Annotated in this window: 16 protein-coding genes; 2 read left to right on the top strand and 14 right to left on the bottom strand. The window is 69.4% G+C overall.

The features are described from left to right. Positions 1–28: 28 nt before the first annotated feature. From BS329_RS20530 to sbnB, 14 genes are read right to left on the bottom strand one after another with little or no spacing between them, the layout of a single operon-like run. A complete protein-coding gene (locus BS329_RS20530; protein ID WP_244197231.1) occupies positions 29–847 on the bottom strand; it encodes an SDR family oxidoreductase in 819 nt (272 codons plus the stop codon). A gap of 35 nt (positions 848–882) precedes the next feature. Beyond that, entirely contained in the window at positions 883–3,564 is a 2,682-nt protein-coding gene (locus BS329_RS20525; protein ID WP_208619238.1) for an amino acid adenylation domain-containing protein, read from the bottom strand. Further along, positions 3,557–4,261, bottom strand: a complete 705-nt coding sequence (locus BS329_RS20520) for a thioesterase II family protein (protein WP_076162867.1) — start codon at positions 4,259–4,261, stop codon at positions 3,557–3,559. Before BS329_RS20520 ends, BS329_RS20525 begins: the two co-directional genes overlap by 8 nt. Before the next feature lie 39 nt (positions 4,262–4,300). Further along, positions 4,301–5,020: a 2-hydroxychromene-2-carboxylate isomerase gene (locus tag BS329_RS20515; RefSeq protein ID WP_076162866.1), complete on the bottom strand. Its 720-nt coding sequence runs from the start codon at positions 5,018–5,020 to the stop codon at positions 4,301–4,303. 15 nt (positions 5,021–5,035) lie between these two features. Continuing rightward, positions 5,036–5,782 (bottom strand): 3-oxoacyl-ACP reductase FabG, encoded by a 747-nt coding sequence (gene fabG / locus BS329_RS20510; RefSeq protein WP_076162865.1) that lies wholly within the window; start codon positions 5,780–5,782, stop codon positions 5,036–5,038. Then, on the bottom strand, positions 5,779–6,270 hold the full coding sequence (locus tag BS329_RS20505; protein WP_076162864.1) for a 3-hydroxyacyl-ACP dehydratase FabZ family protein: 492 nt from the start codon (positions 6,268–6,270) through the stop codon (positions 5,779–5,781). Before BS329_RS20505 ends, fabG begins: the two co-directional genes overlap by 4 nt. After that, the gene (locus BS329_RS20500) at positions 6,267–6,674 is read right to left on the bottom strand and encodes a 3-hydroxyacyl-ACP dehydratase FabZ family protein (RefSeq protein WP_076162863.1); all 408 of its coding nucleotides are present in this window, start codon (positions 6,672–6,674) and stop codon (positions 6,267–6,269) included. Before BS329_RS20500 ends, BS329_RS20505 begins: the two co-directional genes overlap by 4 nt. Next, positions 6,674–7,756 carry a beta-ketoacyl synthase N-terminal-like domain-containing protein gene (locus BS329_RS20495; protein ID WP_076162976.1) on the bottom strand — a complete coding sequence of 361 codons (1,083 nt, stop codon included), beginning with the start codon at positions 7,754–7,756 and terminating at the stop codon, positions 6,674–6,676. Before BS329_RS20495 ends, BS329_RS20500 begins: the two co-directional genes overlap by 1 nt. Before the next feature lie 50 nt (positions 7,757–7,806). Further along, on the bottom strand, positions 7,807–8,058 hold the full coding sequence (locus tag BS329_RS20490) for an acyl carrier protein (RefSeq protein ID WP_076162862.1): 252 nt from the start codon (positions 8,056–8,058) through the stop codon (positions 7,807–7,809). 55 nt (positions 8,059–8,113) lie between these two features. Next, positions 8,114–9,049 (bottom strand): TauD/TfdA family dioxygenase, encoded by a 936-nt coding sequence (locus BS329_RS20485; protein ID WP_076162975.1) that lies wholly within the window; start codon positions 9,047–9,049, stop codon positions 8,114–8,116. A 26-nt stretch (positions 9,050–9,075) separates the two neighbouring features. Beyond that, positions 9,076–9,273 carry an MbtH family protein gene (locus tag BS329_RS20480; protein ID WP_076162861.1) on the bottom strand — a complete coding sequence of 66 codons (198 nt, stop codon included), beginning with the start codon at positions 9,271–9,273 and terminating at the stop codon, positions 9,076–9,078. Between the two features lie 26 nt (positions 9,274–9,299). Beyond that, on the bottom strand, positions 9,300–21,140 hold the full coding sequence (locus tag BS329_RS20475; protein WP_076162860.1) for an amino acid adenylation domain-containing protein: 11,841 nt from the start codon (positions 21,138–21,140) through the stop codon (positions 9,300–9,302). Next, entirely contained in the window at positions 21,133–22,122 is a 990-nt protein-coding gene (gene sbnA / locus BS329_RS20470) for a 2,3-diaminopropionate biosynthesis protein SbnA (protein WP_076162859.1), read from the bottom strand. The genes BS329_RS20475 and sbnA overlap by 8 nt, the downstream gene beginning before the upstream one ends. Before the next feature lie 13 nt (positions 22,123–22,135). Beyond that, complete coding sequence (gene sbnB, locus BS329_RS20465) at positions 22,136–23,197, bottom strand: 2,3-diaminopropionate biosynthesis protein SbnB (RefSeq protein WP_076162858.1); 1,062 nt, start codon at positions 23,195–23,197, stop codon at positions 22,136–22,138. Positions 23,198–23,469: 272 nt separating this feature from the next. Between sbnB and BS329_RS20460 the strand changes: the two genes are divergently transcribed. Together BS329_RS20460 and BS329_RS20455 are read left to right on the top strand one after the other, a co-directional pair. Further along, complete coding sequence (locus BS329_RS20460) at positions 23,470–24,411, top strand: ATP-binding cassette domain-containing protein (protein WP_076162857.1); 942 nt, start codon at positions 23,470–23,472, stop codon at positions 24,409–24,411. Next, positions 24,408–25,184 carry an ABC transporter permease gene (locus tag BS329_RS20455; protein WP_076162856.1) on the top strand — a complete coding sequence of 259 codons (777 nt, stop codon included), beginning with the start codon at positions 24,408–24,410 and terminating at the stop codon, positions 25,182–25,184. The genes BS329_RS20460 and BS329_RS20455 overlap by 4 nt, the downstream gene beginning before the upstream one ends. The last annotated feature ends 63 nt before the right edge of the window (positions 25,185–25,247 follow it).

Here is a 25,247-nt window from a genome sequence, read left to right as displayed (position 1 = left end):
CTCCTCGGATTGGGTAAGGGATTCACGGTCACCGCACGCTGAAGCCACCGTCGACGGCGATGACCGCCCCGGTGACGTCTCGTGACTCGTCGGAGGCCAGCCACAGCGCGGCCTTGGCCACGTCGCGGGCGGCGACGAACCGGTTGGTCGGTTGCGCGGCGATGAAGGTGTGCTCGTGCTCGGCCACCGGCAGGTCCAGACTGCGGGCGATCTCGCCCAGCATCCGGCCCTCCAGCTCCGGGTCGTCCCGGACCGAGCCGGGGCACAGCGCGTTGACTCGAACCCCGAGCGGGGCGTAGTCCAGCGCCGCCGCCTTGGTTAGTCCGACGAGGCCGTGCTTGGCCGCCACGTAGCCGGCGAAGTGCCGGTAGCCGACCATGCCGGCGGTGGAGGCGATGTTGACCACGCTGCCCGCGCCGTGCCGGATCATTCCCGGCACCGCCGAGCGGAGCATGCGGAACGCGCCGGTGAGGTCCACGTCCAGCATCAGCTGCCATTCCTCGTCGGTCACCTCATGCAGCGGCTTGCCCGAGGGCGCGGCCAGACCGGCGTTGTTGATCAGCGCGTCGATCCGGCCGTGCTCGTCTAGGACCCGTTCGACGATCCGGCTGCCCGCGGCGCTGTCGCGCACGTCCAGTCGGTCGGCGGTGACGTGCACCCCGTACCCTCGGCACAGCTCGGCGGTGTGCCGCAACTGGCTCCAGGTTCCCATCGGGTACGGGCAGCCGTCGATGTCGGCGGCGATGTCGAGTAGCACCAGGTCGGCGCCCTCGGCCGCGAACTCGGTGGCACAGGCCCGCCCGATGCCCCGCGCCGCGCCCGTGATGAGGACGAGCTTGTTGTCCAACCGCGAGGATCTCCCCGTCGGCAAGCCTTGTCCGGTCATGACTTCGTTCCGAGCATCCCGGCCAGCGCCCGGATCGTCGGGTGCCGGTACACCTGTTGCACCGACACGTCGCCCAGCGACTCCCGGCGGATCTCGGCCGCGATTCTGGCCGCCAGCAACGAATTCCCGCCGACCAGGAACAGGTTGTCGTCCAGCCCGACCGGGCCGCCGAGCACCTGGGCCCAGATCTGGCCGAGTCGGCCGGTCTCGCCGGCCTCGTGTTCGACCGCGCGCCGCACCGGCCGGATCGGTGCCGGCAGGCGCGTGGTGTCCAGCTTTCCGTTGCCGGTCAACGGAAGTTCCGGCACCGGGGTGATGGTGCTCGGCAGCATGTACGCCGGCAGACTGGAGGTGAGCCGGTCGCGCAGGGCAGTGGGCTCGGCCTCCGGGCCGACCACGTAGGCGTCCAGGTGCACGTCCCCGGCGTCGCCGCGCCGGTTGACCAGCACCGTCGCCGCCAGTACGGCGGGATCGGCCAGAAGCGCCGCCTTGATCTCGCCGAGTTCGATGCGGTGGCCGCGCACCTTGACCTGGTCGTCCAACCGGCCGAGGTGTTCCAGTTCGCCGTTGGCCAGCAGCCTGCCGCGGTCCCCGCTGCGGTACAGCCTGGCACCGTCCGGACCGGAGGGGAACCGTTCTGCGGTCAACTCCGGTCGTCCCAGGTAGCCGTCGGCCACCCCGGCCCCGCCGACCACGATCTCACCGGCGACGCCCGGCGGGACCCGGCGTCCCTTCGGATCGACCACCCGCAGCGACCAGCCGGGAATGGCCACGCCGACCGACTTGCTGCCTGCCAGCGCGGCCCGCCTGGTCACCGTGGTCCAGGTGCAGTGCACGGTGGTCTCGGTGATCCCGTACATGTTGACCACCCGGCAGCGGTCCTCGGGCCGGGCGTCCAGCCAGGGCAGCAGCATCCGGCTGTCCAGCTGCTCGCCGCCGAACACCAGCAGCCGCACCGCGAGGTCGCGGTCCCCGGTGGCCGACAGCAGCTGGGCGAAGGCGGACGGGGTCTGGTTGAGCACGGTGACCCGCTGCTCGTCGAGCAGCCGGTGGAACTCCTGGGGATCGCGGGCGATCTCCTGCGGCACGATCACCAGCCGGCCGCCGCTGGTCAGGCAGCCCCAGATCTCCCAGACGGAGAAGTCGAAGGCATAGGAGTGGAAGAAGGTCCAGACGTCTTCGGTGTCGAACTGGAAGTCCTTGGTGGCAGTCAACAGCGCGGCCACGTTGCGGTGCCGCACGCCGACGCCCTTGGGACGGCCGGTGGAACCGGAGGTGTAGATGACGTACGCGTGGTCCTCGGCGGCCACTTCCCCGGCCACCCCTTTCGGGGCGTCGTCGTGGACCGTCAGTGCCGGCTTCCCGTCGGATTCGGTCACCACCACCGCGACCCCGGAATCGGTGATCATGTGCTCGATGCGCTGACTCGGGTAGCTGGGGTCCAGTGGCACGTAGGAGGCGCCGGCCTTCATGACCCCGAGCAGCGTGGTGATGAGCGACAGGTCGCGGGACAGGCTGACGCCGACCCGCGCGCCACGCCCGACACCGGCGGCCCGCAGCCGGACGGCCAGTTCGTCGGCCGCTGTGTTCAGCTCGGCGTAGGTCAGCTCCTGTTCGCCGAAGGTCACGGCGGTGGCGTTCGGCCGGCGACCGGCCTGTTCTGCCACCAGGGCGTGAATGGTGTGCCCGGTGTCGGCAAGCACCTCGGGCTCACTATCCACGGTGGATACGATCTCGATCTCGCCCGCCGGACGGGCCGGGTCGGCGGCCAGGACCGCACGCACCGATTCCAGCAGCCATCGCGCCGCCGAGTCGTCGACGAGATCGGTACGGTATCGGCAGACCAGACGCGTGCCGTCCTGGCGGAGCGCGATCGCCATCGGCTGGGTCCTGGCGAACTCGTCGAGCACCCGCACCCGGGAGCCGCGCTCCACGGTGATGGTGGGCACCCAGTCGTGCAGCGGGCCGGACTCGGGGAGTCGCAGGGCAATCGACTCCCCTGCCGCGAGCTCGCCGAGCGGGGTGTCGTCCAGCACCGGGACCGGCACGGCCACGTCGGCCACGGCCACGGCCGGGGCGAGGATCCCGGTGTACCGGGAAAGCACCACGGCCGCCGCGACGATGAGCTGGGTGGCCGTGCGGTCCGGCGCGGCGATCCCGGCGGTGGCCACGGCGGGCCCGCGCCCCGGGTCGTGCTCCGAGATCCGCGCCCAGTCCAGCGGCACGGCCAGGCTGGAATCCTGATCGCCCGCCGCGACCGGCCGGGTCCGCGCCGATTTCCCTGGCCCACCAAGGAGTCGCGCGGCCAGGTCGAGCAGCTCCGCGCGGTCGAGCAACGCGGTGTGGGCGGTGACGACCAGCTGCCGGACCGACTCGAGAAACACGACCCGCACCAACGGGCCCCGCCGCGGATCGATCGGCCGGGCCATGATGCCTGGGCCCTGGTCACCGGTCTCCACCAGCAGCTGGGCCGGGCGGCCGTCCACCCAGCCCGGCTCACCGGCCGCGGTGGACAGCCGACGGTCCAGTCCGGGCACGGCTCGCAGTCGGTTGGTCAGTTCCTCGGCGGTCACCCCGGCGGCGTCGAGCAGCACGGAATGGACCGCGAACTCGGCCCCGTCCTCCTGGCAGCCCGCCCAGCGCAGCCGCTGGGCTCCGGTCAACAGCACCTCAGCCATCGAGGGCCTCCGAGTGCGCCAACCGTCGCAGTACCTCGAACAACTGCGCCGGTTGATCGGCGAGGTACATGTGCCCGCCTGGCAGCTCCACCACCGCGGAGCCGACTGAACTCGCCCGGCGCCACCCCTCGACCTCCGACCGGGAGACGATGTGATCGTCCTGGCCACGGAGCGCGGTGATCCGCATCGGCAACGCTGTCGCGTGAGCGGCGAAGTAGGTCTCGTGCAGGATCACATCCGAGCGCAGCACGGGCAGCACCAGGCTGCGCAGGTCAGGGTCGGCCAGCGCCGGATGCGCGTATCCGGCCAGTTCCTCCACCCGGGCCACGAACTCGTCGTCCGGCAGGTCACCGGAGATCCGGCCCAGCCGGCTGAAGGGGTGGGCCGAACCGCTCACCACCAGGTGTCCCAGTTCGACCCCACCCTTTGCCGCCAGCTGGCGGGCGATCTCGTAGCCGAGTACCGCACCGAAGCTGTGCCCCAGCAGGGAGACCCGGTCCCCCGGTCCGGCCGTCTCGACGATCCGCCCGGTGATGTCGGCGGCAGCCTCCGCGACATCGCCGTAGTGGGACTCACCGAACAGTTCCTCCCGCCCCGGTAACTGAACCGGATAGAGGGTGAAACCCATATCCTCGGGCGGCGTCCACGCCCGGTAGAACGAAGCACCGCCGCCGGCATAGGGCAGGCAGAACAGCATCTCTGTCACGAGTCCTCCTTTCCAGCATCTCCTTCGCGGTCAGCCGCAGCCGCCCGCGTGTCCCCCGTCGCCGCCGGCGCGGACCCACAGGTCGGTCTCCTCGACACCGGCACGCCAGGCGTAGTCCGGGTAGTCCCTCACCGGCTTTCCGCGCACGGCGGCCACAAAGGAACTCAGCCGGTCCAGTCCCCAGAAGGTCTCCCGGCCGTGCACGAAGTACGGCACACCGAACACGCCTTCCTTGTCCGCGCGCGCCATGTGTTCCACGCCCCGCTGCTGCAATTCCGGGTTGTCGGCGGCACTCGCGGCCGCCACCGGGTCGAGACCCAGTTCCCCGGCGATTTCGGCGACTACCGCCCGGTCCCAGATGACCTTGTTTTCGGCCCACCGCTTCCGGTAGCACGCCGCCAGGAACTCACGGCCCTTGCCGGCCTGATCGGCCATCAGGTAAGCCAGGTTCGTCACGTCCCAGGTGGGGTCCCGGTCCACCGGCCAGGTCACCTTGAGACCGCGTGCGGCGGCCAGCCGGCGCACGTCGTGCAAGATGTAGAAGTGCTTGGCCCGGGACATCGGTGTGTACAGCGCCTTCACCCCCGCCGCGTCGAGCCGCTCGGTCATCGGCTGGTCCGGTTCCCAGCAGGCGATCAGTTCCACGGTTTCCAGCACGTCCGGGAAGTGCTCGGTCAGGTCGTGATGGGCCAGCCAGGAGTACGGGCTGCGCATCGAGAAGTACCAGCGGGGCCGGGCTTTGTCTGGCATCGAACTTTTCTCCGATCAGATTGTGAGGCCACCGTGGATCTCGAAGACCGAGCCGGTGATGTAGGCCGCGCGGTCCGATGCCAGGTAGCCCACGAGGTCGGCCACCTCCCCGGCCGTGCCGAGCCGTCCGAGCGCGGTGGCGTCGAGCATCTTGCGCAGGGTCTGCTCGCGCAGCACCGCCGTCATCCCGGTGTCGATCATTCCCGGGGCCACCACGTTGGCCCGGATGCCATAGCGGCCGACCTCCTTGGACAGTGCCTTGGTGAAGCCGATGATCCCGGCCTTGGCGGCCGAGTAGTTGGTCTGCGTGGCGTTGCCCTGCACCCCGGAGACCGAGGAGAGGTTGACGATCGAGCCGGCCCGGCGCTTCATCATCGGGAACACCGCGGCCCGGCACACCGTGTAGACCCCGGTCAGGTTGGCTTCCAGCACCGCGTGCCAATCCTCATCGGGCATCGCCACCAGCGGGTTGTCCCGGGTGATCCCGGCTGCGGTGATCGCGACCGCGATCGGGCCGAGTTCGGCCTCTGTGCCGCTCACCCAGGCCCGGACCGCGTCCGGGTCGGCCACGTCCACCTTCGTCGTGAGTACCCGGGCGCCCAGCTCACCCGCCTGCTTCTCCACCGCACCAGCGGCCTGCTCGTTGCCGTGGTAGCTGAAGCTGACGTCGTAGCCCAGCTCGGCGAGCCTGCACACGGTGGCCCCACCGATCCCGCCCGACCCTCCGCTGACCAGCGCGACCCCGGTTCTGTTCCCCGTCACCGTCGTTCACCTGCTTTCACTTCGTTTTCGGTTGACCGCAACACTTCAGCCGGCCGGAAGGCCAGGACCATGGCTCCGACGGTGAACAACTCCCGTCCCCCGACCACTCCCGCACCCTCGAAGATCGCCGCGTCGGGCAGTTCCCGGCGCAGCCGGACGTGGTTTTCGACCACGTCTCCCGGCCGCGCACTGCCGAAGAACTCGATGTCCGACATCGAGCCGGCCAGCATCACGCCGCCGGTGTCCGGCCGGGTGGCCGCGGCCAGCACCCCGGCGGATTGCGCCCAGGACTCCATGAGCAGCACTCCCGGATAGGCCATGTCCATTTCGGACAGATCCTCGCCGAGCCTGGAGTACCACGGCTCGTTGCAGCTGATCGCCTTCTGTGCGACCAGGTCGCGGCCTGGGTTCAGCTCCAGCACCCGGTCGACCAGCAGCATCGGATACCGGTGCGGCAGCACCCTCCTGATGCCGGCCGCACCGATCATGAGCTCTCCCCTCTCCGGTAACGGAGCCGGACCACCGCCGCCTCACCCCGCTGGGTGCCCACCTTGGCCCGGCACCGCACCGCGGTCCGGTCCCAGGTGAACTCCAGGCCGATGTCCAGCACGTCACCGGCGAAGACCGCACGGAGATACCGGGCGGACTCCACCGCGGCCAGGTAGAGGTCTCCGCAAGCTTGCGGCGCGGCCAGCCGGGCGCCGCGTAGCACGCACTCCACCACGCACACCCCCGGGAAGATGGGGAAATCCGGGTAGTGTCCGGCGAAAACCGGTTCACTGGCGTCGATCCGCACCGAAGCGGTAGCCAGCGCCCTACCCTCCCCGGCCTCCCCCGGGCCGACCAGCCGCACCTCGGCGGCGACCGGGCTGACCCCGGTGCCCACCGCCATCACCGCTCACCCGCCAGCCGCAACAGTGCGCAAGACACACTGCCCGCACTATCCACAGTGGACACAAGAACCACCGAACCCGGCGTCCGCACCGTCTCCAGTGCCATGACGATCTGCAGCGGGCCCAACGCGGCACCCGCGTCGCCGATCAGGTTCACCAGCGGAACCTCCGCCAGCGCCGCCTCGCCGAAGAGACCGGCCAGCACAGCCCCTTCCTGTTCGCCGCCCTCCCCGGGCACACTCGAGGGCACCACCGCTGCCACCTGGTCACTGGTGACCGCGGCAGACCTCAGGACGGCGTCCACGCAGGCGGTGAGCACCTCCGCGATGTTGTGTCTGAAGTGAACCCTGGACTCGACCGCCAGCACCTCGGCCAGCGGCGACCGCTCCGGCGGCACGGCCGAGGCCGGTTCCACCAGCAGCACGCAGGCCCCTTCGCCGAGCACCGTGTCCGTCGGTCCGCCGGAGCGGCCCCGGGCGGTCAGCCAGGCCCGTGCCGTGGAGTACTCCTCGGTCGCGCCGACCAGCACCCTGGCCGCCCGTCCGGTGGCCAGCAGCCGGCGGGCGTAGGTCAGGCCGAACAGACCGGCCGCGCGGCCGCCGGCCAGCGTGGTGTTCGGCCCCTTCAGGCCACACCAGATCGCACACTGGCCGGCGGCGCAGTTGATCACGGTGTTCGGCATCTTCGACGGGTCGACGTAGAAGGGTTTCTCCGCCGTCAGCGAGGTCCTGGTGAAGTCCACCGCGCTTTGCGCGCTGCCCATCGTGGTACCCAGCACCACCGCGATGTCCCCGCCGTCGCCGACGATCCCGTCCCGGTCACCGTCGACCAGTCGTCCGACGGCGGTGACGGCCAGCGCGGTTCCCCGGTCCATCGACCGCGTTCCCTTGCTGCCCAGCACCTCCCTGGCATCGAACCCCGGAACGAGGCACGCCCGTTCGTCCGGCCCGTCCCACCGGCCGGGCTCCAGTGTCTTCACCGTCCCGATCCCGGCCCGCAGACCGTCCACGAACGACTGCCGTCCGATGCCGAACGGTGAGACCGCCGACCACGACGTGATGGCGAGTCGATTCTCGTTCACCGGTTGTTCCCCTTCCACTCCAACGCCTCGCAGGTGTCAGCCGGCCGTGCTCAGCCGCCGGAGACTTCCCCGACGACCTCGCAGACGCTCTTGAGGTTGACCATCCGGGAAAGCTCGTTCTGGTCGATGATCACGCTGTACTCGCGTTCGAGCGCGGCGAGGATCTCGATGGAACGCAGCGAGTCGGCCCCGTGGTCCTCGTCGAACAGGCTGGTGTCGGTGACCTCGTCCTGGTCAAGCTCAAGGATCTCGCAGACAATCTCCTTGATACGGGCGGCACGCTCGCGGTTGATCGTTTCCATTTTCTTGCTCCACTTCATTTGTTGTGAAGGAATCGAGCCGGTCTTGGCCCGGGAATCAGGCCATGGATACGAGAATTCTCCGGTCTCCGGTGAAAGCGCGGCGCCCGTGCAGCACCGACATGTTGTCCACCATGAGCACGTCCCCGCACTGCCATGGCACGTCGAGCGCGTGTCGCCCGGCGGTCTCGCGCACGGTGTCCAGGTCCTCGGTGGTGATCCGGCTGCCGTCCCCATAGCTGACCGAGAGCGGCAGGTCCTGCTCGTGCTCGACCATGCCGAGCAGCGCTTCCCGCTCGGCCTCGGGCAGGTTGGACACATGCCACTGGTCGGCCTGGTTGAACCACACCGCGTCCCCGCTGACCTGGTGCGAACGCGCGCCCGGGCGCATCTGCCAGGTACGCAGCCCGTTGTCCGCGGTCCACTCGAAACCGACCTGGGCCGCGGTGAGGAACTCCTCGACCTTCTTGCGGTCCTCGGTGTCGTAGGTGGCCTGCCAGGACTTGCCGAAGCCAACCCCGCCGTGCATGTTCTGCCGGTAGGTCACCCCGAGCCCCTCGAACCGGTCGCGCACCACTGAATCGAGGTCCCGCAGCAGGGCCCGGCCGTCGGCCAGGTGGGTGGCCCCACCGGTGGCGGGCTCGACGAGGCAGCTGAAGAACAGCCGGCTGGGCCAGGTCGGCGCGTACGACATCTCGTTGTGCAGCGAGATGTCGTAGCCCGCCGGGTAATCGGTCGACGTGTAGACCCCGTCGCCGATTTGGGTCCGCGGCGAGTTGCCGTGCCGGTAGTCCAACAGCTTCTCACTGAACCGGTCGACCACTGCCCGGAAGTGCTCGGGGCCGGCCACCCCGATCCCGCGCAGGAACACCGCCCCGTGTTCGGCCAGCAGTTCCTCGACGGCCTGGTCCACACCGCCACGTTCTTCCGTGGAAACGGTGATCAGCGCGGCCGTGGTACCACCGGACGGGCTGGTCTTCTTTTCGACGTGCACCGACACACCTCCTCGTTGACTTTCGGTTAATCGACCAGGCTCTTCGGGCGAAGGTCGGTCCAGTTCTTCTCCACGTAGTCCAGGCAGTTGCTCCTGGACTCCGGGCCGTACGCCGGCCGCCAGCCCTCTGGTATGTCCATAAAGGACGGCCAGAGGCTGTGCTGGCCCAAGTCGTTGGACACCACGGAGAAGGTGCCCGCGTCGTCGTCGAAGGGATTGGTCATGGTGCGCTCCTCTGCTCCGGCTACCGCTATGCGGTCTGGTTGCCTAGTTCGAAAGCGATGATCTTGCCGATTTCGGCCAGCGGCCCCGGCCGCATCATTTCCTGGTGCGAGCAGGTGATCTCCTGGCACTGCAACCCTCCGCCCAGGTGCGGACGCCAGTCCGCGGCGGTGTCGACCCCGTTGTCCCGGTCCAGGGTCGCCACGAAGTGCAGCATCCGGCCCGGGTAGTGGCGCGGGGTGAACCGGCCGTGCAGCTGGATGTTGTTGCGCCAGGTCACCAGGGTGTTGCCGATCTTGTCCTCGGTCAGGCCCGGCAACACGTTGTCCCGTAGCAGGATCGAGACCACCGTGGCCATCGTCAGCGTCCGGTCGCCGACATCGGCCAGGTCGTAGCCGAAGAAGCCCAGCATGGTGAGGAAGAAGTCGTGGTCGGTGGGCACCTCATCGGGATCGCCGACGGGATGACTGTCCAAACTGGCCAGCAGCCCCACCTGCTGCCCGGCTTCCCGCAACTGCACCGCCATCTCGTGCGCGACCAGCCCGCCGAAGGACCAGCCGAGCAGGTGGTACGGCCCCTCGGGCTGGACCTGCCTGATCCGTGCGACGTAGTCGGCAGCCATGTCTTCGATGGAGTCCGGCAGGTCGGCGGGCTCGCTCAGCCCGGCCGCCTGCAACCCGTAGATCGGTCGCTCCGGGCCGATGTGCTTGGCCAGTCCGATGTAGGACCAGCTGACCGAACCGGACGGGTGCACGCAGAACACCGCGGGCTCGGTTCCCCCGGTACGCAACGGGATCAGCACGTCGAAGGGATCCCCGGCGGTCTTCGTCGCGAGCCGTTCGGCCAGACCGGCCGGGGTGGGCGCGGCGAACAGGTCGGTGATGGCCAGCTGTACCCCGAACACCGCCCGGATCCGGCCGAGCAGCCGGGCGGCCAGCAGCGAGTGCCCGCCCAGGTCGAAGAAGCTGTCATCGATGCCGACCCCGCTCACCCCGAGCAGCTCGGTGAACAGCTCGCACAGCGTCTCCTGCTGCGGGGTCTTCGGCCGGTTATGGGCCGAGCTGGTGTTCGCCTCCGGTGCGGGCAGCGCCTTCCGGTCGAGCTTTCCATGCGCTGTCAAGGGAAGCTCTCCCAGTACGACCACGGCGCCGGGCACCATGTAGTCGGGCAGTGCGGCCCCGGCGTGCTCGCGGAGCGCCTCCGGATCGCAGTCCCCGGCCGATACGACGTAGGCGACCAAACGCTTGTCGCCAGGCTGGTCCTCACGGACCACCACCACGGCCCGCTCGACCCCGGCGTGGGCGGCGAGTACGGTCTCCACCTCGCCGAGTTCGATCCGGAACCCACGCAGCTTGACCTGGTCGTCGGCCCGCCCCAGGAACTCCAGGTTGCCCTCGGCGTTCCACCGGGCCAGGTCGCCGCTGCGGTACATCCGCGAACCGGCGGGCCCGTAGGGGTCGGCAACGAACCGCTGCGCGGTCAGCCCCGGCCGGTTCAGATAGCCTCGGGCCAGGCCCGCCCCGGCGATGTACAGCTCACCGGAGACCCCCGGCGGAACCGGGGACAACGCCGCGTCCAGCACGTAGAGCCGGGCGTTGGCCTGCGGCCGGCCGATCGGCACCGCGCCGGGCGGCAGTGCGGTGCCCGGCGGGATCCGGTACTCGGCGCAGTTCACCGTCGCCTCGGTCGGCCCGTACACGTTGAACACCGTCACCCCGGGGTGCTCGGAACGCCATTGCGCCAACGCTTCCGCCGTCAACGCCTCACCGCCGAGCAGCAGTTCGCCGGTGGGTGAAAGCTCTCCGGGCAGCGCGGACAGCAGCGGCAGGTGGCTCGGTGTCGCCTTCATGAAGTCCACCGCCGAACCGCCGAGTGCCTTCAGGGCATCGGCCCCGCCGTCGTCCAGTCCGGCCAGCACGACCTTTCCCCCGCGGACCAGCGGGGTGAACAGGGCGGTGACGGTCAGGTCGAAGGAGACCGGTGAGTGCACCAGGGAGGTCCCGGTGGCGCTCTGGTACTGCTGCCGGGTCCAGTTCAAGTAGTCGGTCAGCGCGCTGTGCTCCACCAGCACACCCTTCGGGCGACCGGTCGAACCGGAGGTGTAGATCACGTAGGCCGGGGTGGTCCCGGTCAGCGGTGCTTTTCGGTCGGTGTCGGCCGGGTTCGACTGAGGTTGGGCGGCCAGCGCCTCGGCGGTGCCCTGGTGGTCGAGCGGCAACATCGGCACGTCGAGGGACGGCGCGGCCTCCCCGGTGCTGATCACCACGGTGGGCTTGGCGTCCTCGACCATGAAAGCCACCCGGTCGTCCGGGTAGGACGGGTCGATCGGCAGGTAGGCCGCGCCGGTCTTGAGCACCGCCAGCAGGCTGGTCACCAGATCCACCGACCGGGGCAGCTGGACCCCGACGAGGTGACCGGGGCCGACGCCGGTGCCGATCAGGGCATGGGCGAGGCTGTTGGCCCGCCGGTTCAGGTCGCCATAGCTGATCCGGTCGTCCCCATGGGCAACGGCGATCGCGTCCGGGACCCGGTCCGCCTCGGCCTGGAACAGGGTCACCAGGCTGGGCGTCTCCACCCGGGCGGTGGTGTTCCAGGTCACCAGCAGCTGCCGCCGCTCGGCCGGGTCCAGGATGTCCACTCGGCTCAGCGGCCGCTGCGGGTCGCCGGTCACCGCGGTGAGGAACCGGACCAGCCGGGACGTCAACCGGGTCACCGAGGCCTGGTCGAACAGGTCGGTGCTGTAGGTGAGCACCCCCGTCAGATCGTCTTCGTCCTCGGTGAAGGCGAAGTGCAGGTCGAACCGGGAGGTCCTGGTCTCGAGGGGTTCGACCGCGGTGCGCAGGCCGGGCAGTTCCACCTCGCCGTCGGCGTTGTTCTGCATCACCACCATCACCTGGAACAGCGGGTGCCGGGCAGCCGAGCGCTCCGGGTTGAGCAGGTCCACCAAGCGCTCGAACGGCACGTCCTGGTTGCCGTAGGCGGCGAGGTCGGCCTCACGGACCCGGCTCACCAGCTCGGCGAAACCCGGATCACCCGAGGTGTCCGTCCGCAGCACCAGCGAGTTGATGAAGAAGCCCACCAGCTCGTCCAGCGCGTCGTCGGTACGGCCCGCGATCGGGGTGCCGAGCGGGATGTCGTTACCGGCACCCAGCTTGGTCAGCAGTCCGGCGACCGCGGCCTGCAGCACCATGAACGGCGTGGCCCCGGTCTCCCGGGCCAGGCTGATGATCCCTTGCCGCACTTCGGAGTTCAGTTCGAACCGGACGGCGTCACCGCCCTGGCTGGGCACCGCGGGACGGGGCCGGTCCACCGGGAGCGCCAGCTCCTCCGGCATTCCCGCCAGCCGTTCCCTCCAGTACCCGAGCTGCTGCGCGTACAGGCTGTCCGCGTCCTCCTCGGCGCCCAGCAGTTCCCGCTGCCACAGCGCGAAGTCCGCGTATTGCACCGGCAACGGCTCCCAACGCGGGGCCACACCGGCGCACCGGGCCTGGTACGCCACCGCCAGGTCCCGCGACAGTGGGGCTGCCGACCAACCGTCACTCGCGATGTGGTGCGCGACCACCAGCAGCACGTGTTCCCGCTCGCCCAGCGCGAACAACTCGGCCCGGATCGGCAGGTCGGCCGACAGGTCGAACCCGCGCGCCACCGACACGTCGATGGCCTGGCGCAGCTCCGCCTCGGCAAGCTCCCGCACCGGCAGCTCCAGCTCCACCCGGTCCCGCACCAGCTGGCACGGAACCCCTTCCACCGAGCCGAACACGGTCCGCAGGACCTCGTGCCGGGCGACCACGTCGTTGATCGCGGCGGTGAGAGCCGCCCGGTCCAGCAGGCCGGACATACGCAGTGCCACCGGCATCGCGTAGGAGGAGTCGCTGATCTGGCTGGCGATCCACAGGCGCTGCTGGGCGAAGGACAGCGGGACCACCTCGGGCCGCGGCATCGGGCGCAGCGGCGGCCGGGACCGGCCCGCGCGTGCCGCGGCGGTCGCCAGGCCTGCCGCCGTCGGCCTCTCGAACACCGCGCGGATCGGCAGTTCCACCCCCAGTGCCGAGCGAATCCGGCTGACCAGCCGGGTCGCCAGCAGGGAGTGCCCGCCGAGGTCGAAGAAGCTGTCGTCCACGCCGACCGAGGACAGCCCGAGCAGCTCGGCGAAGATCCCGCAGACGATCTCCTCCCGCGGGTCCCTGGCCACCCGGCCGCCGGTCTGCGCGGCGAGGTCCGGAGCGGGCAACGCGTTACGGTCGAGCTTCCCGTTGGCGCTCAGCGGCAGCTCGTTTAGCTGGACGAACGCGCCTGGCACCATGTAGTCCGGCAGCCGTTCCGCGAGGGCGCGCCGGACCATGCCGAGGTCGACGCCCCCCACCAGGTAGCCGACCAGGCGGCGCAGGCCGGCCGCATCGATGTCCACCCGGACCGCCGCGTCGGTGATACCGGGGACCGCGCGCAGCCCGGCCTCCACCTCACCCAGTTCGATCCGGTGACCGCGCACCTTGACCTGCTGGTCCTGGCGGCCGATGAACTCCAGCTGACCGTCCGGGAGCTGGACCACCCGGTCACCGGTGCGGTACATCCGGGCACCGCCGGCCGGGGCGTACGGGTCGGGCACGAAGGTGGTACTGGTCCGCGCGGGGTCACCGAGGTAGCCCTGCCCGACGACCAGGCCGCCCACGTACAGCTCACCGGGCACACCGGGCGGGACGGGCCGCAGGTCGTCGCCAAGCACGTACAGCCGGGAGTTGCGCACCGCGGTGCCGATCGGCACCCGATGCGGGGCGGTGGCGATCACCGCGTGCGTCACGTCGTCCGAGCACTCGGTGGGCCCGTACGCGTTGAGCAGCGGGATTCCCGGGTACCGGCTCAGCCACCGGGCACACAGCCCGGCGGGCAGCGCCTCCCCGGTGACCACCAGCCAGCGCAACGCGGAGAGCGCGGGCGCCTTGCCGTTTTCCCACTCCTCCAGCGCGGCGCGGAGCAGGGAGGGCACTACCTCGACCACGGACAGCCGCTCGGTCTCGGCCAGCGCGAACAGCGCGACCGGGTCCATCGCGATGTCCCGGCGGACCGTGCGCACCCGGCCGCCGACCACCAGCGCGGCCAGCATCTGCCACACCGAGATGTCGAAGGTCAACGGGGCGTTCTGCAGCACATCGTCCACATCGGACAGTCCGAGTTCCTCCACCTTGGCCAGCAGGTGGTTGACCATGCCTTGGCGGTGCACCATCGCGCCCTTGGGCTTCCCGGTCGAGCCGGAGGTGAAGATCACGTACGCCAGGTCGTCCGCCGTGGTCGCCACCGGGGTGAACCCGTCGTCGGCGATCTCCTCGTCCAGCCGCAGGGAGCCTTCGAACTCGTTGTCGGACAACAGGAAACGGATTCCATTGTCCCGGATCAGGGCCTCGTTGCGAACCTTGGGCGAGTTCGGGTCCAGCGGCACGTACGCCGCCCCGAGACCCCAGACCCCGAGGATCGCCGCGATGAACCGGACCCCCGGCTCGGCCAGCACGCCGACCAGATCACCCCGCCGGACACCGGCCGCCGCCAGCCGCAGCGAAACCGCGTCGGCCCGCCCGATCAGATCGGCGTAGGTGGTCTCCCCCTCGTCATCGGCCACGGCGACCACATCGGGCAGCCGCTGAGCCCAGTCGCGAACCTGGGTCACCACGTCGGTGAACGCGAAGCCCCGTGTCGTGCCGTCCCACCGTTGCCGCAGCCGTGCCGTCTCGGCCTCGTCCAGGATCTCGATCCGGCTCAGCGGCAGGCTTGGCTCGGCCACCACGGCCTCGATCAGCCGGATCAGGCGCTCGGCGATGCCGCGCACCGTGTCCCGGTCGAACAGATCGGTGCTGTACCGGATGAAGGCGGCCATGCCCTCTTCGACGTCCTCGTCGAACTCGAAGTGCAGGTCGAGGTCGGCGGCGCCGGTGTCAAGCAGCTCGGCAGTGCTCTCCAGGCCGGGCAGACGCACCTCGGCGGTGGCGTTGTTCTGGAGCACCACCATCACCTGGAACAGCGGATGCCGCGCGGCAGCCCGCTCCGGATTGACCAGGTCAACCAGTCGCTCGAAGGGCATGTCCTGGTTGCCGTACGCGCCAAGGTCGGCCTCACGGACCCGGCTCACCAGTTCAGCGAAGGCGGGGTCACCGGAGGTGTCGGTGCGCAGCACCAGCGAGTTGAGGAAGAACCCGATCAGCTCGTCCAGCGCGTCGTCGGTGCGGCCTGCGATCGGGGTCCCCAGCGGGATGTCGTTACCGGCGCCCAGCTTGGTCAGCAGGCTGGCCACCGCGGCCTGTAACACCATGAACATGCTGGCCTTGGCCTGCCTGGCGAGTGCGACCAACCCACGGTGGGTCTCGGTACCAAGGGTGAACCGGTAGGTGTCGCCCTGATAAGAGGGCACGTCCCGGCGGGGCCGGTCCACCCGCAGCGGCAACTCCTCCGGCAGGTCCGCCAGCCGGCCGCGCCAGAAGTCCAGCTGCCGGCTGAACAGGCTCTCCGGGTCCTGCTCGGTGCCAAGCAGTTCTCGCTGCCACAGCGTGTAATCCACGTACTGCACCGGCAACGGCTGCCAGCTCGGGGCCTCACCGGCGCGCCGGGCCTGGTAGGCACGGGCGAGGTCACCGGACAGCGGGACCGAGGACCAGCCGTCGCTGACGATGTGGTGCGCCACCATCAACAGCACGTGCTCGTTCTCGCCCAGCACGAACAGCTTGGCGCGCATCGGCACGTCCACCGCGAGGTCGAAGCCCTGGCTCACCGAGACTTCCACGGCGGCCCGAAGGTCGGGTTCGGACACCTCGATCACCTGAAGTGGCACGGCCACCCGGTCCCGCACCACCTGGCACGGCACCCCGTCCACCTCGACGAACACCGTCCGCAGCATCTCGTGTCTGCCGACCAGGTCGTCGAGCGCCTGTTGCAGCGCGGACCGGTCCAGTTCGCCGGACAGCCGGAGCAGCACTGGGATGTTGTAGGTCGCGTTGGCGCCTTCCAGCCGGTTGAGGAACCACAGCCGCTGCTGGGCGTAGGACAGCGGAATGGTGTCCGGACGGTCCATCTGGCGCAGCTTCGCCCGGTTCGGCGCGTCCCGGTCCAGCAGCTGGGCCAGTGCGACCGGGGTGCTCGACTCGAACAGGTCACGCACCTCCAGCTCGGCGGCCAGCGTGGACCTGACCCGGCTGATCAACCGGGTGGCCAGCAGCGAGTGTCCGCCGTTCTCGAAGAAGTTGTCGTCGATGCCAACCTTGGCAACGCCGAGTACCTCGCCGAACAGGGCGCACAGGATCTCCTCCTGCGGGTTGCGCGGGGCCCGGTACGGGGTGGTCGACGTCCCCTTCCCGGCGGCAAGGATGGGCGCGGCACGGCGGCTTGCCCGGCGCGGAGCGGTCACCGCGATCGTGCTGACCGGAAGGTCCGGCTCGGCGACGGCGGCCCCGATCAGCTTGGCCAGTTCCGCACCGAGGTGTTCGACCGTGTCCCGGTCGAACACGTCCACGCTGTACTCGATGCTGATCTCAAGGCCGGCCTCGGCTCCGTCCTCGGCGAAGGTTTCGGTGCATTCAAGGGACAGGTCGAACTTGCAGGTGCCGTTGCCGATCCGGCGCAGGCTGGTGACCAGTCCCGGCATCACCGGGTCGCTCTGCTGTGCGCTCTGCACCGCGATGACCACCTGCACCGGCTGCTGGCGGGACCGCGAGCGCACCGGGTTGATGCTGTCCACCAGCTGTTCCAGCGGCACGTCCTGGTTGTCGTATACCGACAGGTCCGCCTCGCGCACCCGCGCCAGCAGCTCAAGGAAGCTCGGGTCCCCGGACAGGTCGGTGCGCAGCACCAGGGTGTTGATGAACAACCCGACCAGGTCCAGCAGCGCCTCGTCGGTGCGACCGGCAACCGGAGTGCCGATCGGGATGTCCTCGCCCGCACCCATCTTGCCCAGCAGCAGCGACACACCGGCCTGCACCAACATGAACACCGAACTGCCGGTGACCCTGGCCAGTTGGACCAGGTCGTGGTGCAGCCGCGGTTCGATCATGCACACGACCGTGTCACCGCGGTGGGTGGGCTTTTCCGGGTGCGGCCGGTCGGTCGGCAGCTCCAGCCGCTGCGGCATCCCGGCCAGCGTCGCCCGCCAGTACGTCAGCTGTTCGGCGAGGACGCTGTCGGGGTCCTCGGCACTGCCCAACAGTTCGGCCTGCCAGCGGGTGTAGTCGGTGTAGCGGACCGGGGGCGGCCCCCAGCCCGGCTCGCGCCCCTCGACGCGGGCGGCGTAGGCGATGCCGATGTCGCGTACCAGCGGCGCCACCGACCAGCCGTCCGCGGCAACGTGGTGCACGACGCCGAGCATCACGTGCTCCTGAGGACCGAGCACGAACAGCTGGAACCGGAAGGGCAGCTCTGCGGTGAGGTCGAAGCCGAGCTTGGCATCGGCGTCCACCAGTTCGGCCAGCTGCTCCTCGGTGACCTCGGTCTCCAGCGGAACCGGCCTGGCCTCCTCGAGAGGCAGGATCTTCTGGTAGGGAACGCCTTCCACCTCGGGCAGGACCGTGCGCAGCGTCTCGTGCCGCTCGACGGTGTCGGTCAGCGCCTGCCACAGAGCCTTGCGGTTCAGGTCGCCGGACATCCGGGTGACCGTGACGATGTTGTACGTGCCGACCCGGCCCTCAAGCTGGTTGAGGAACCACAACCTGTGCTGCACCGAGGAGACCGGCACGTTGTTGGCCGCCTCCGTCGCCCGGACCAGCGGTGGCCGGGCACGGCGCGGTCCGGTGGTCAGGGCGGCCAGCTCGGCCACCGTGGGTGCGTTGAAGACCTCCTTGATGGACAGGGTGACGCCCATCGCGTGCTGGACGCGGTTGACCAGGGTGGTGGCCAGCAGCGACTCGCCACCGAGGTCGAAGAAGCTGTCGTCGATGCCCACTTTGGACAGACCGAGCACCTCGGCGAACACCGCGCACAGCACCTCTTCGCGCGGGTTGCGGGGGCCGCGGCCGATAAGTCCGAGCAGATCTGGCGCGGGCAGCGCCTTGTGGTCGACCTTTCCGTTGGGGGTCAACGGCAACGCGTCCAGCACCACGAACGCGGCAGGCACCATGTAGCGGGGTAGGGTCCTGACCAGTTCCTCGGTCAGCGCCTCCGGCTCGGCCTTGCCTGCCACGTAGGCGACCAGTTGCGGCTGGCCCGAAGAGGCCTGCTTGACCTCGACCGCGGCGTCGGTGATGCCGTCAACGGCCCGCAGCGCGGCCTCGATCTCACCGAGCTCGATCCGGTGCCCGCGTACCTTGACCTGGCGGTCCCTGCGCTCCAGGAACTCCAGTTGGCCGTCGGCGCGGCGGACCACCCGGTCACCGGTGCGGTACATCCGGGCGCCCGGGCGGGTCGAGTGGGGGTCGGCCACGAAGGTGGCTGCCGTGCGGGCGGCATCGGCCAGGTAACCACGCCCGACACCGGTTCCGGCCACGTACAGCTCACCAGGGACGCCTAACGGCACCGGCCGCAGTTCTTGGCCCAGCACATACAACTGGGTGTTGCGCACGGCGCGACCGATTGGCACTCGGACCGGGCCGACCTCGTCGGTGGCGGTGATCACGGCGTGGGTGACGTCGTCGGAGCACTCGGTGGGACCGTAGGCGTTGACCAGTGGGATATCGGGGAACAGGGCGAACCAGCGCGTGCACAGGTCCGGCGGCATCGCCTCGCCGGTGACCACCAGGTGGTGCAAGGCCGACAGGTCCGGCACGGGATTGCCGGCGTCCCATGATTCCAGGGCTGTCCGCAGCAACGAGGGCACGACTTCGAGCACGGTGACCCGCTGCTCGGTGACCCGGCCGAACAACTCCACCGGATCGGCGGCGGTGGATCGGGACACCACGACCACCCGGCCGCCGGAGACCAGCGGGACGAGCATCTGCCACACCGAGATGTCGAAGGTCAGCGGGGCGTTCTGCACCAGGACGTCCACTTCGGACATTCCCAGATCCTCCACCTTGGCCAGCAGGTGGTTGGCCATCCCCTCGCGGTGCACCATCGCACCCTTGGGGCGGCCGGTGGAACCGGAGGTGTAGATGACGTAAGCCAGGTCCTCGGGCGCGGCGGCGGGCGGGGTGAACGCCGCCGCCTCCTCCTCGACGTCGTCCAGTTCCAGCACCGTGATCTCGCCGAACCCGGTGGCCTGCTCCCGGTACTCCGGGTCCACCAGGAGGATGGCGCTGCCGCTGTCGGCGAGCACCCCGGCGTTGCGAGAGGAAGGCGCGTTGGGGTCGAGCGGGAGGTACGCGCCCCCGGCGCCGAGCACTCCGAGGACGGCGGAGACGAATCGGCAACCGGGATCTGCCAGCACCGCCACCAGTGTGTCGGCCCGGACACCGGCCGCCAGCAGGCGCCGGGACAGCGCGGTCGAACGGTCGGCCAGCCGTCGATAGGTGAGGGACTCGGTGTCGTCGAACACGGCCACCGCCTCGGGCCGCTCCTGTGCGGTCTGCCGGACCCGCTCCACCACACCGGGGAAGTCCAGCGGCTTGGCCGTGTCGTTGTGGTCCATCAGCAACTGCCGGCGCTCTTGCTCACCGACGACGTCCAGCTTGCCCAGCGGCAGGTCGGCCTCGGCCGAAGCGAAGGCGTCGAGGAAGCCCAGCAACCGGTCCAGGTGCGCGGTGAGTTCCTCCAGGCTGTAGAGCGAGGAGTTACCGTCGAACGCGACGTAGAGGCCGCCGTTCTCGGCGTGGTAAACGGTGATCGTCAGGTCGTCGCTCGGGGCCGTCGACACGTTCTTGGTGAAGCCCTGGAATGGTCCGAACTGCATCTGCTCGAAGAAGGACACCACGTTCAGCTCGGGACCGAACGGCCTGCGGTCGGCGGCGGCCAGACCCATCATGGCCCGCACGTCACGGCCGCGGAAGCGCTGGTGCCGCAGCGTGCTGCCGACCTCCTTGCCCGCGCTGGCGAGCAGTTCGGCGCGGGACATGTCCGGCCGGATGGTCAGCGGCAGCGGCAGCACATTGGCGCGCATCCCCGGCACCTTGCCGGCCAGTTTGCCGGGGCGTACCGCCACCGGAAGGGAAAGCAGCACCTGGCTGGAGTCGGTCATCCGGTGCACGTACGCCGCGGTGGCCGCGATGATGAAGGTGGGCCAGGTGGTCCGCGCCTCCCATGCCAGCTCGCGCAGTCGCTCCAAAGTGGACGCACTGACCCGGCCACTGCACCGGACGAAGTCGTTCACCGGCTCTGCGGTCCGGCCGGACACGCTGGTCAGCTCGGGAGCCTCGGCGAACCGACCGGCCCAGAACTCCTTGTCCCGCTCGAACTGTGAGGACGCGCGGTAGGCCGTCTCCTCGGCGAGCAGCTCGGCCAGCGGCGGGAAGGCACCGTCCTGAGTGGACTTTCCCTCGACCAGCGCCGTGTAGATCTCGGCCACCCTGCGGGCGAACAGCGCCTCGCTGAATCCGTCCCACAGAATGTGGTGCGCGCGGACGTAGAAGAAGAACAGCCCCGTCTCGACCCTCAGCAGCGCCAGGCCGAACAACGGCGGGGCGGTCAGGTCGACCGGACGGGCGACGTCGGCGGACATCCACGCCCGACCGGCCGCGGCCGGGTCCGGCTCGTCGCTGACATCCAGCACCGGGAACGGCCAGCCGTCGAAGGGTTCCACGAACTGCCGAAGTTCGCCGTCGACGGACTCGAAGCGGACCCGCAGGCACTCGGCCTCGATGACCGCCTGCCGCGTCGCGGACTCGAACAACCCGACGTCCACCGGGCCGTGGATCTCGTAGCACTCGGCGATGTTCCAGATCGGGTTGGCCGGGTCCAGTTGCTGGGCATACCAGATCTCGCTCTGGGCCGCGGACAGCGGAAGTCCCGCCCGGTGCAACTCAGCCATGCTCACGCACTCCTTCGAAAGTGAGATCCAGGGCCGACTCGGACCCGTACGTTTCCTGCACCCAGGAATCGCGGTAGACAGTGTCCAGATAACGCTCACCGAAGTCAGGGGCGATCGCCACGGCCGCCTCGGTGGGGCCGAGCGGGTTGGCCGACAACCACTTCAGTGCCCCGCTGATCACCGTTCCGGTGGACCCGCCGAACAGGAAGCCTTGGCGGGCCAGCCGTCGACAGGTACGCACCGTGTCCGGCTCGGGCACCATCACCACATTGTCCACAAAGGACGAGTCGTAAAGCGGTGGCAATACCCCGGCGCCGACGCCCGGGATCAGCCGCGGAGCAGGCGGGCCACCGAAGGTCACCGAACCGACGGTGTCGACCCCGACCAGGGTGGTGTCCGGCTTGTGTTCGCGGAAGTACTGGGCGCAGCCCATCAGGGTGCCGGTGGTGCCGGCACCGATGAACAACACCTGAACGTCCGGGAACTGCTTGAGGATGGCCGGGGCGGTCTGCTGATAGTGCGCCAGGCTGTTGTTCGGGTTGCGGTACTGGTTGAGCCAGACGAACCGGTCGTCCCGTGCGCACAGGCTGTCCACGAACGCCAGCCGCGCGCCGAGGAACCCGGTGTCGGGCAACGGTTCGGAGATCGTGTGCACCTTGCTGCCGTAGGCTTCCATCAGCTGTTTGGTCACCGCGTTGCACCGGGAGTCGGTGACGCACAGGAACTGATAGCCCTTGCTCGCGGCGATCATGCTCAGCGCGATGCCCAGGTTGCCGGACGAGGACTCGACCAGGATGGATCCGGGTCGCAGCAGGCCCTCCCGCTCGGCCGCGGTGACCATCTCCGCCGCGGCCTTCAGCTTGATCGAGCCTGCCAGGTTGAGACCCTCGCACTTGAGGTAGAGCGAATGCCCGACGAGTTCGCCAAGGTCGACGTAGAGGTCGTCCTCGATGAACTCGTGTGGAGCGGAAATGATAGGCACACCGACCTCCAGGTCAGGAACGGTCCGCGCGCGGAGCGCGCTTTCCGTAGCGGGAGAGCTCGTGGAAGAAGTCCTCGACCACGGCCAGTTCCCCCGCCACGCGCACCTCGTCGTGAACGTGCAGGCCGACAGCCAGATCGAGCACGCCGAGTCCGAACGGGGAGAACACGATCGGCCGGTCCGCCGGCAGTTCGGCCTGGCCGTTCATCACCTGGCACAACGTGGCGTGCACGAAGTCCCGGTTGCCGCTGGCCTGCTCGGCCAGGTGCGGCGAGGTGTCGGCCTTGAGGCAGTGCTCCACGTCGTCGAGTACGTTCGTGGCCGACAGGATGATCTCCGGGCTCAGGTCCCGCAGCGACAGGTGCAGCACGAGTGGGTTGTGCGAGAACAGTTCGGGATCGAGCACGTGCGGCTTGCCCGCCGTGGTGGTGAACACCACCACGTCCGAGTCGCGGATCAGGTCCTCGGCGCTCGAGGCCACCGTGACCTCGACATCGGGGGCCGCCCCGGCGAGGTAGCCGCGGAACCCTTCGGCATGCTCGGCCGACAGGTCGTGCACGGCCACCGAGTCGAAGCTCCAGTCGGTACCGGCGAGATAGGTGTGCACGTAGCGGGCGATGAGGCCGGTACCGATGAACCCCAGCCGGCGCGGCCGGTCGCGGCCGCGGGTCAGCCAGTCGGCGGCCAGCGCCGCGGAGGCCGCCGTCCGTGCCGCACTGATGATCGAGGTTTCCAGGCAGGCGAACGGGTATCCGGTGAGGTGGTCGTTGAGTACCAGCACCCCCGACGCCCTCGGCAGGCCGGCCGACACGTTCGTCGGGAAGCTGGAGATCCACTTCAGCCCGTCCACCCTGGCCGTGCCACCCAGCGAGGCGGGCAGCGCGATGATCCGTGCCGACGGCCGGTCGGGGAAGCGCAGGAAGTAGGAGGGCGGGTTCACCGTGTCGCCCGCACCGTGTGTGCGGTAGGCGGCCTCGACCAGCTCCACCACGCGCTTCTCGTTGCCTGACAACGCACGCTGGACTTGAGCACCGGAGATCACGGCGAAACTCGGTGCGGTAACGGTCTCGGACATGCACAACCCCCAAAGGCATTGGCAAAACGGTGGTTCCCGACATGACTTACTGATTTCCCCGCAGCAGCAAGGGAAGAAGACTGAAGCAACCGAAACTTCTCGGTGCGGCGATGTCCACCGTAGCCAACGACGGACCGCGATCGCCAGTTGTCAGTGACTGACTGTCCTTGCGCAAACATCGTTTGCGCGAGGACAGTGGTTGCTGTACATAGGCGGGTGCCGTGCCTGAGTATCGAACGGTATTCCTTACACCGAAAAGTCTTGGGGGGCATATGGACATCGCCATCCGGGCGGAGGGGCTGCGCAAGCGCTACGGCGGGCACGAGGCAGTACGCGGGGTGGACCTCTCCGTCCCACCGGGAACAGTGCTGGGTCTGCTCGGTCCCAACGGAGCGGGTAAGACCAGCATCGTCCGTATCCTGGCCACGCTCCAGAAACCGGACGCCGGGCACGCGGTGGTGGCCGGTTTCGACACGGTCACCCACCCCCAGCAGGTGCGCGCCCGGATCGGTCTTGCCGGCCAGTACGCGGCGGTGGACAACCAGCTCACCGGCCGGGAAAACCTGGTATTACTGGGAATTCTGCTCGGGCTCGGCCGGCGCGGGGCGCGCGGGCGGGCCGACGAGCTGCTGCACCGGTTCGAACTGACCGGCAAGGCCGACCGGCTGGTGGCCACCTACTCCGGCGGCCTGCGCCGAAGGCTGGACCTGGCCACCTGCCTGATCGCCACGCCGCCCGTGGTTTTCCTGGACGAACCGACGACCGGGCTGGACCCGGCCAGCCGGCAGGTGTTGTGGGAGCTGGTCCGCGAGCAGGTGTCAACCGGCACCACCATCCTGCTGACCACCCAGTACCTGGAGGAGGCCGACCAGTTGGCGGATCGGATCGCGATGCTGGCCGGGGGTGAGGTGATCGCGGAGGGCACCGCGGACATGCTCAAGACGAAGATCGGCGGCGCGCGTCTGGAGTTTTCGTTGGCACGGTTCGAAGACGTCGCCGCGGCGGTGACCGCGCTGGCCGGGGTAGCCACCGAGTCCCCCTGCACTGTGGACGGACGCCAGATGACAGTTCAGTTGACCAGCGGGTTCGGGGTGATCGCCGCCGCGGCCACGGCGCTGGAGTCGGCGGGACTGGACGTGATCGACTTCGGAGTGCGTCGCCCGTCCCTCGACGAGGTGTTCCTGGCTCTGACCGGTGAAGGTGGTGCCCGATGAAGGTCACGGCGATGACGCTGCGGCACCTGCTGCACCTGCTGCGGAACCCGGGGAAGATCCTCGGCGTCACACTGATGCCGGTGAGCATGGTGTTCGTACTGGGTTACATGTTCAGCAACGCCATCACCCTCAGCGGTGGCGGGAAGTACCTGGACTACATGATGGCCGGAATCACTGTCCAAGTAGGACTACAGTGCCTCGGCGCCACGGCCGTGTCGGTGGCTTCGGAGCTGCGCAACGGCCTGGTCGACCGGTTCCGCTCATTACCGGTGCCCCGGATCAGCATCCTGCTCGCGCAGGCCCTGGCCAACCTGGCGCTCGCCGTGCTCGGTATGACCATCGCCGCCGTGGCCGGCCTTCTGCTGGGTTGGCGGTTGCACGGGGATTTCACGGCCGCCGTCGCCGGATTCGGCGTACTGCTGCTGTACAGCTTCGCCATGGTTTGGCTGGGCTTGCTGCTGGGGCTGCTCGTGGGCAACCACGACGCCATCTCCGCGCTCTCGGCTCTGGTGCTGGTCACTGGTTCGTTCCTGTCCAGCGCCTTCGTTCCGGTACAAGGACTGCCGTGGTGGTTACGCACCCTCGTGGAGTGGAATCCGGTCAGCTCGGTGGTGACGACCTGCCGTCTGCTGTGGGGAAACCCGGTGGCCGGCGGCGGAACGAGCCTGCCGGCGGCCCATCCGGCGCAGGTGGCGGTGGGCACCCTGATCGTGGCGCTGGCGGCGGCGATCCCGCTCAGCGTCCGGGCGTACCAACGAGCAGTGGCGAGTTGAGCTGGTGAATCCGCGGGGTCGGCGATGACGTCACCGACCCCGTTCGGGTACCGCACCGCGCTT

Origin of the sequence: Amycolatopsis coloradensis, from assembly GCF_001953865.1 — a bacterium.
GTDB lineage: Bacteria > Actinomycetota > Actinomycetes > Mycobacteriales > Pseudonocardiaceae > Amycolatopsis > Amycolatopsis coloradensis.
This window is presented reverse-complemented; position numbering and strand designations above follow the sequence as displayed.

What these genes read in the sequence shown, in the direction of transcription:
- BS329_RS20525 (WP_208619238.1), bottom strand. Translation starts at nt 3,564, where the DNA reads ATGGCTGAGGTGCTGTTGACCGGAGCCCAGCGGCTGCGCTGGGCGGGC.
- BS329_RS20520 (WP_076162867.1), bottom strand. Translation starts at nt 4,261, where the DNA reads ATGCTGTTCTGCCTGCCCTATGCCGGCGGCGGTGCTTCGTTCTACCGG.
- BS329_RS20515 (WP_076162866.1), bottom strand. Translation starts at nt 5,020, where the DNA reads ATGCCAGACAAAGCCCGGCCCCGCTGGTACTTCTCGATGCGCAGCCCG.
- BS329_RS20505 (WP_076162864.1), bottom strand. Translation starts at nt 6,270, where the DNA reads ATGATCGGTGCGGCCGGCATCAGGAGGGTGCTGCCGCACCGGTATCCG.
- BS329_RS20500 (WP_076162863.1), bottom strand. Translation starts at nt 6,674, where the DNA reads ATGGCGGTGGGCACCGGGGTCAGCCCGGTCGCCGCCGAGGTGCGGCTG.
- BS329_RS20490 (WP_076162862.1), bottom strand. Translation starts at nt 8,058, where the DNA reads ATGGAAACGATCAACCGCGAGCGTGCCGCCCGTATCAAGGAGATTGTC.
- BS329_RS20480 (WP_076162861.1), bottom strand. Translation starts at nt 9,273, where the DNA reads ATGACCAATCCCTTCGACGACGACGCGGGCACCTTCTCCGTGGTGTCC.
- BS329_RS20475 (WP_076162860.1), bottom strand. Translation starts at nt 21,140, where the DNA reads ATGGCTGAGTTGCACCGGGCGGGACTTCCGCTGTCCGCGGCCCAGAGC.
- sbnB (WP_076162858.1), bottom strand. Translation starts at nt 23,197, where the DNA reads ATGTCCGAGACCGTTACCGCACCGAGTTTCGCCGTGATCTCCGGTGCT.
- BS329_RS20460 (WP_076162857.1), top strand. Translation starts at nt 23,470, where the DNA reads ATGGACATCGCCATCCGGGCGGAGGGGCTGCGCAAGCGCTACGGCGGG.
- BS329_RS20455 (WP_076162856.1), top strand. Translation starts at nt 24,408, where the DNA reads ATGAAGGTCACGGCGATGACGCTGCGGCACCTGCTGCACCTGCTGCGG.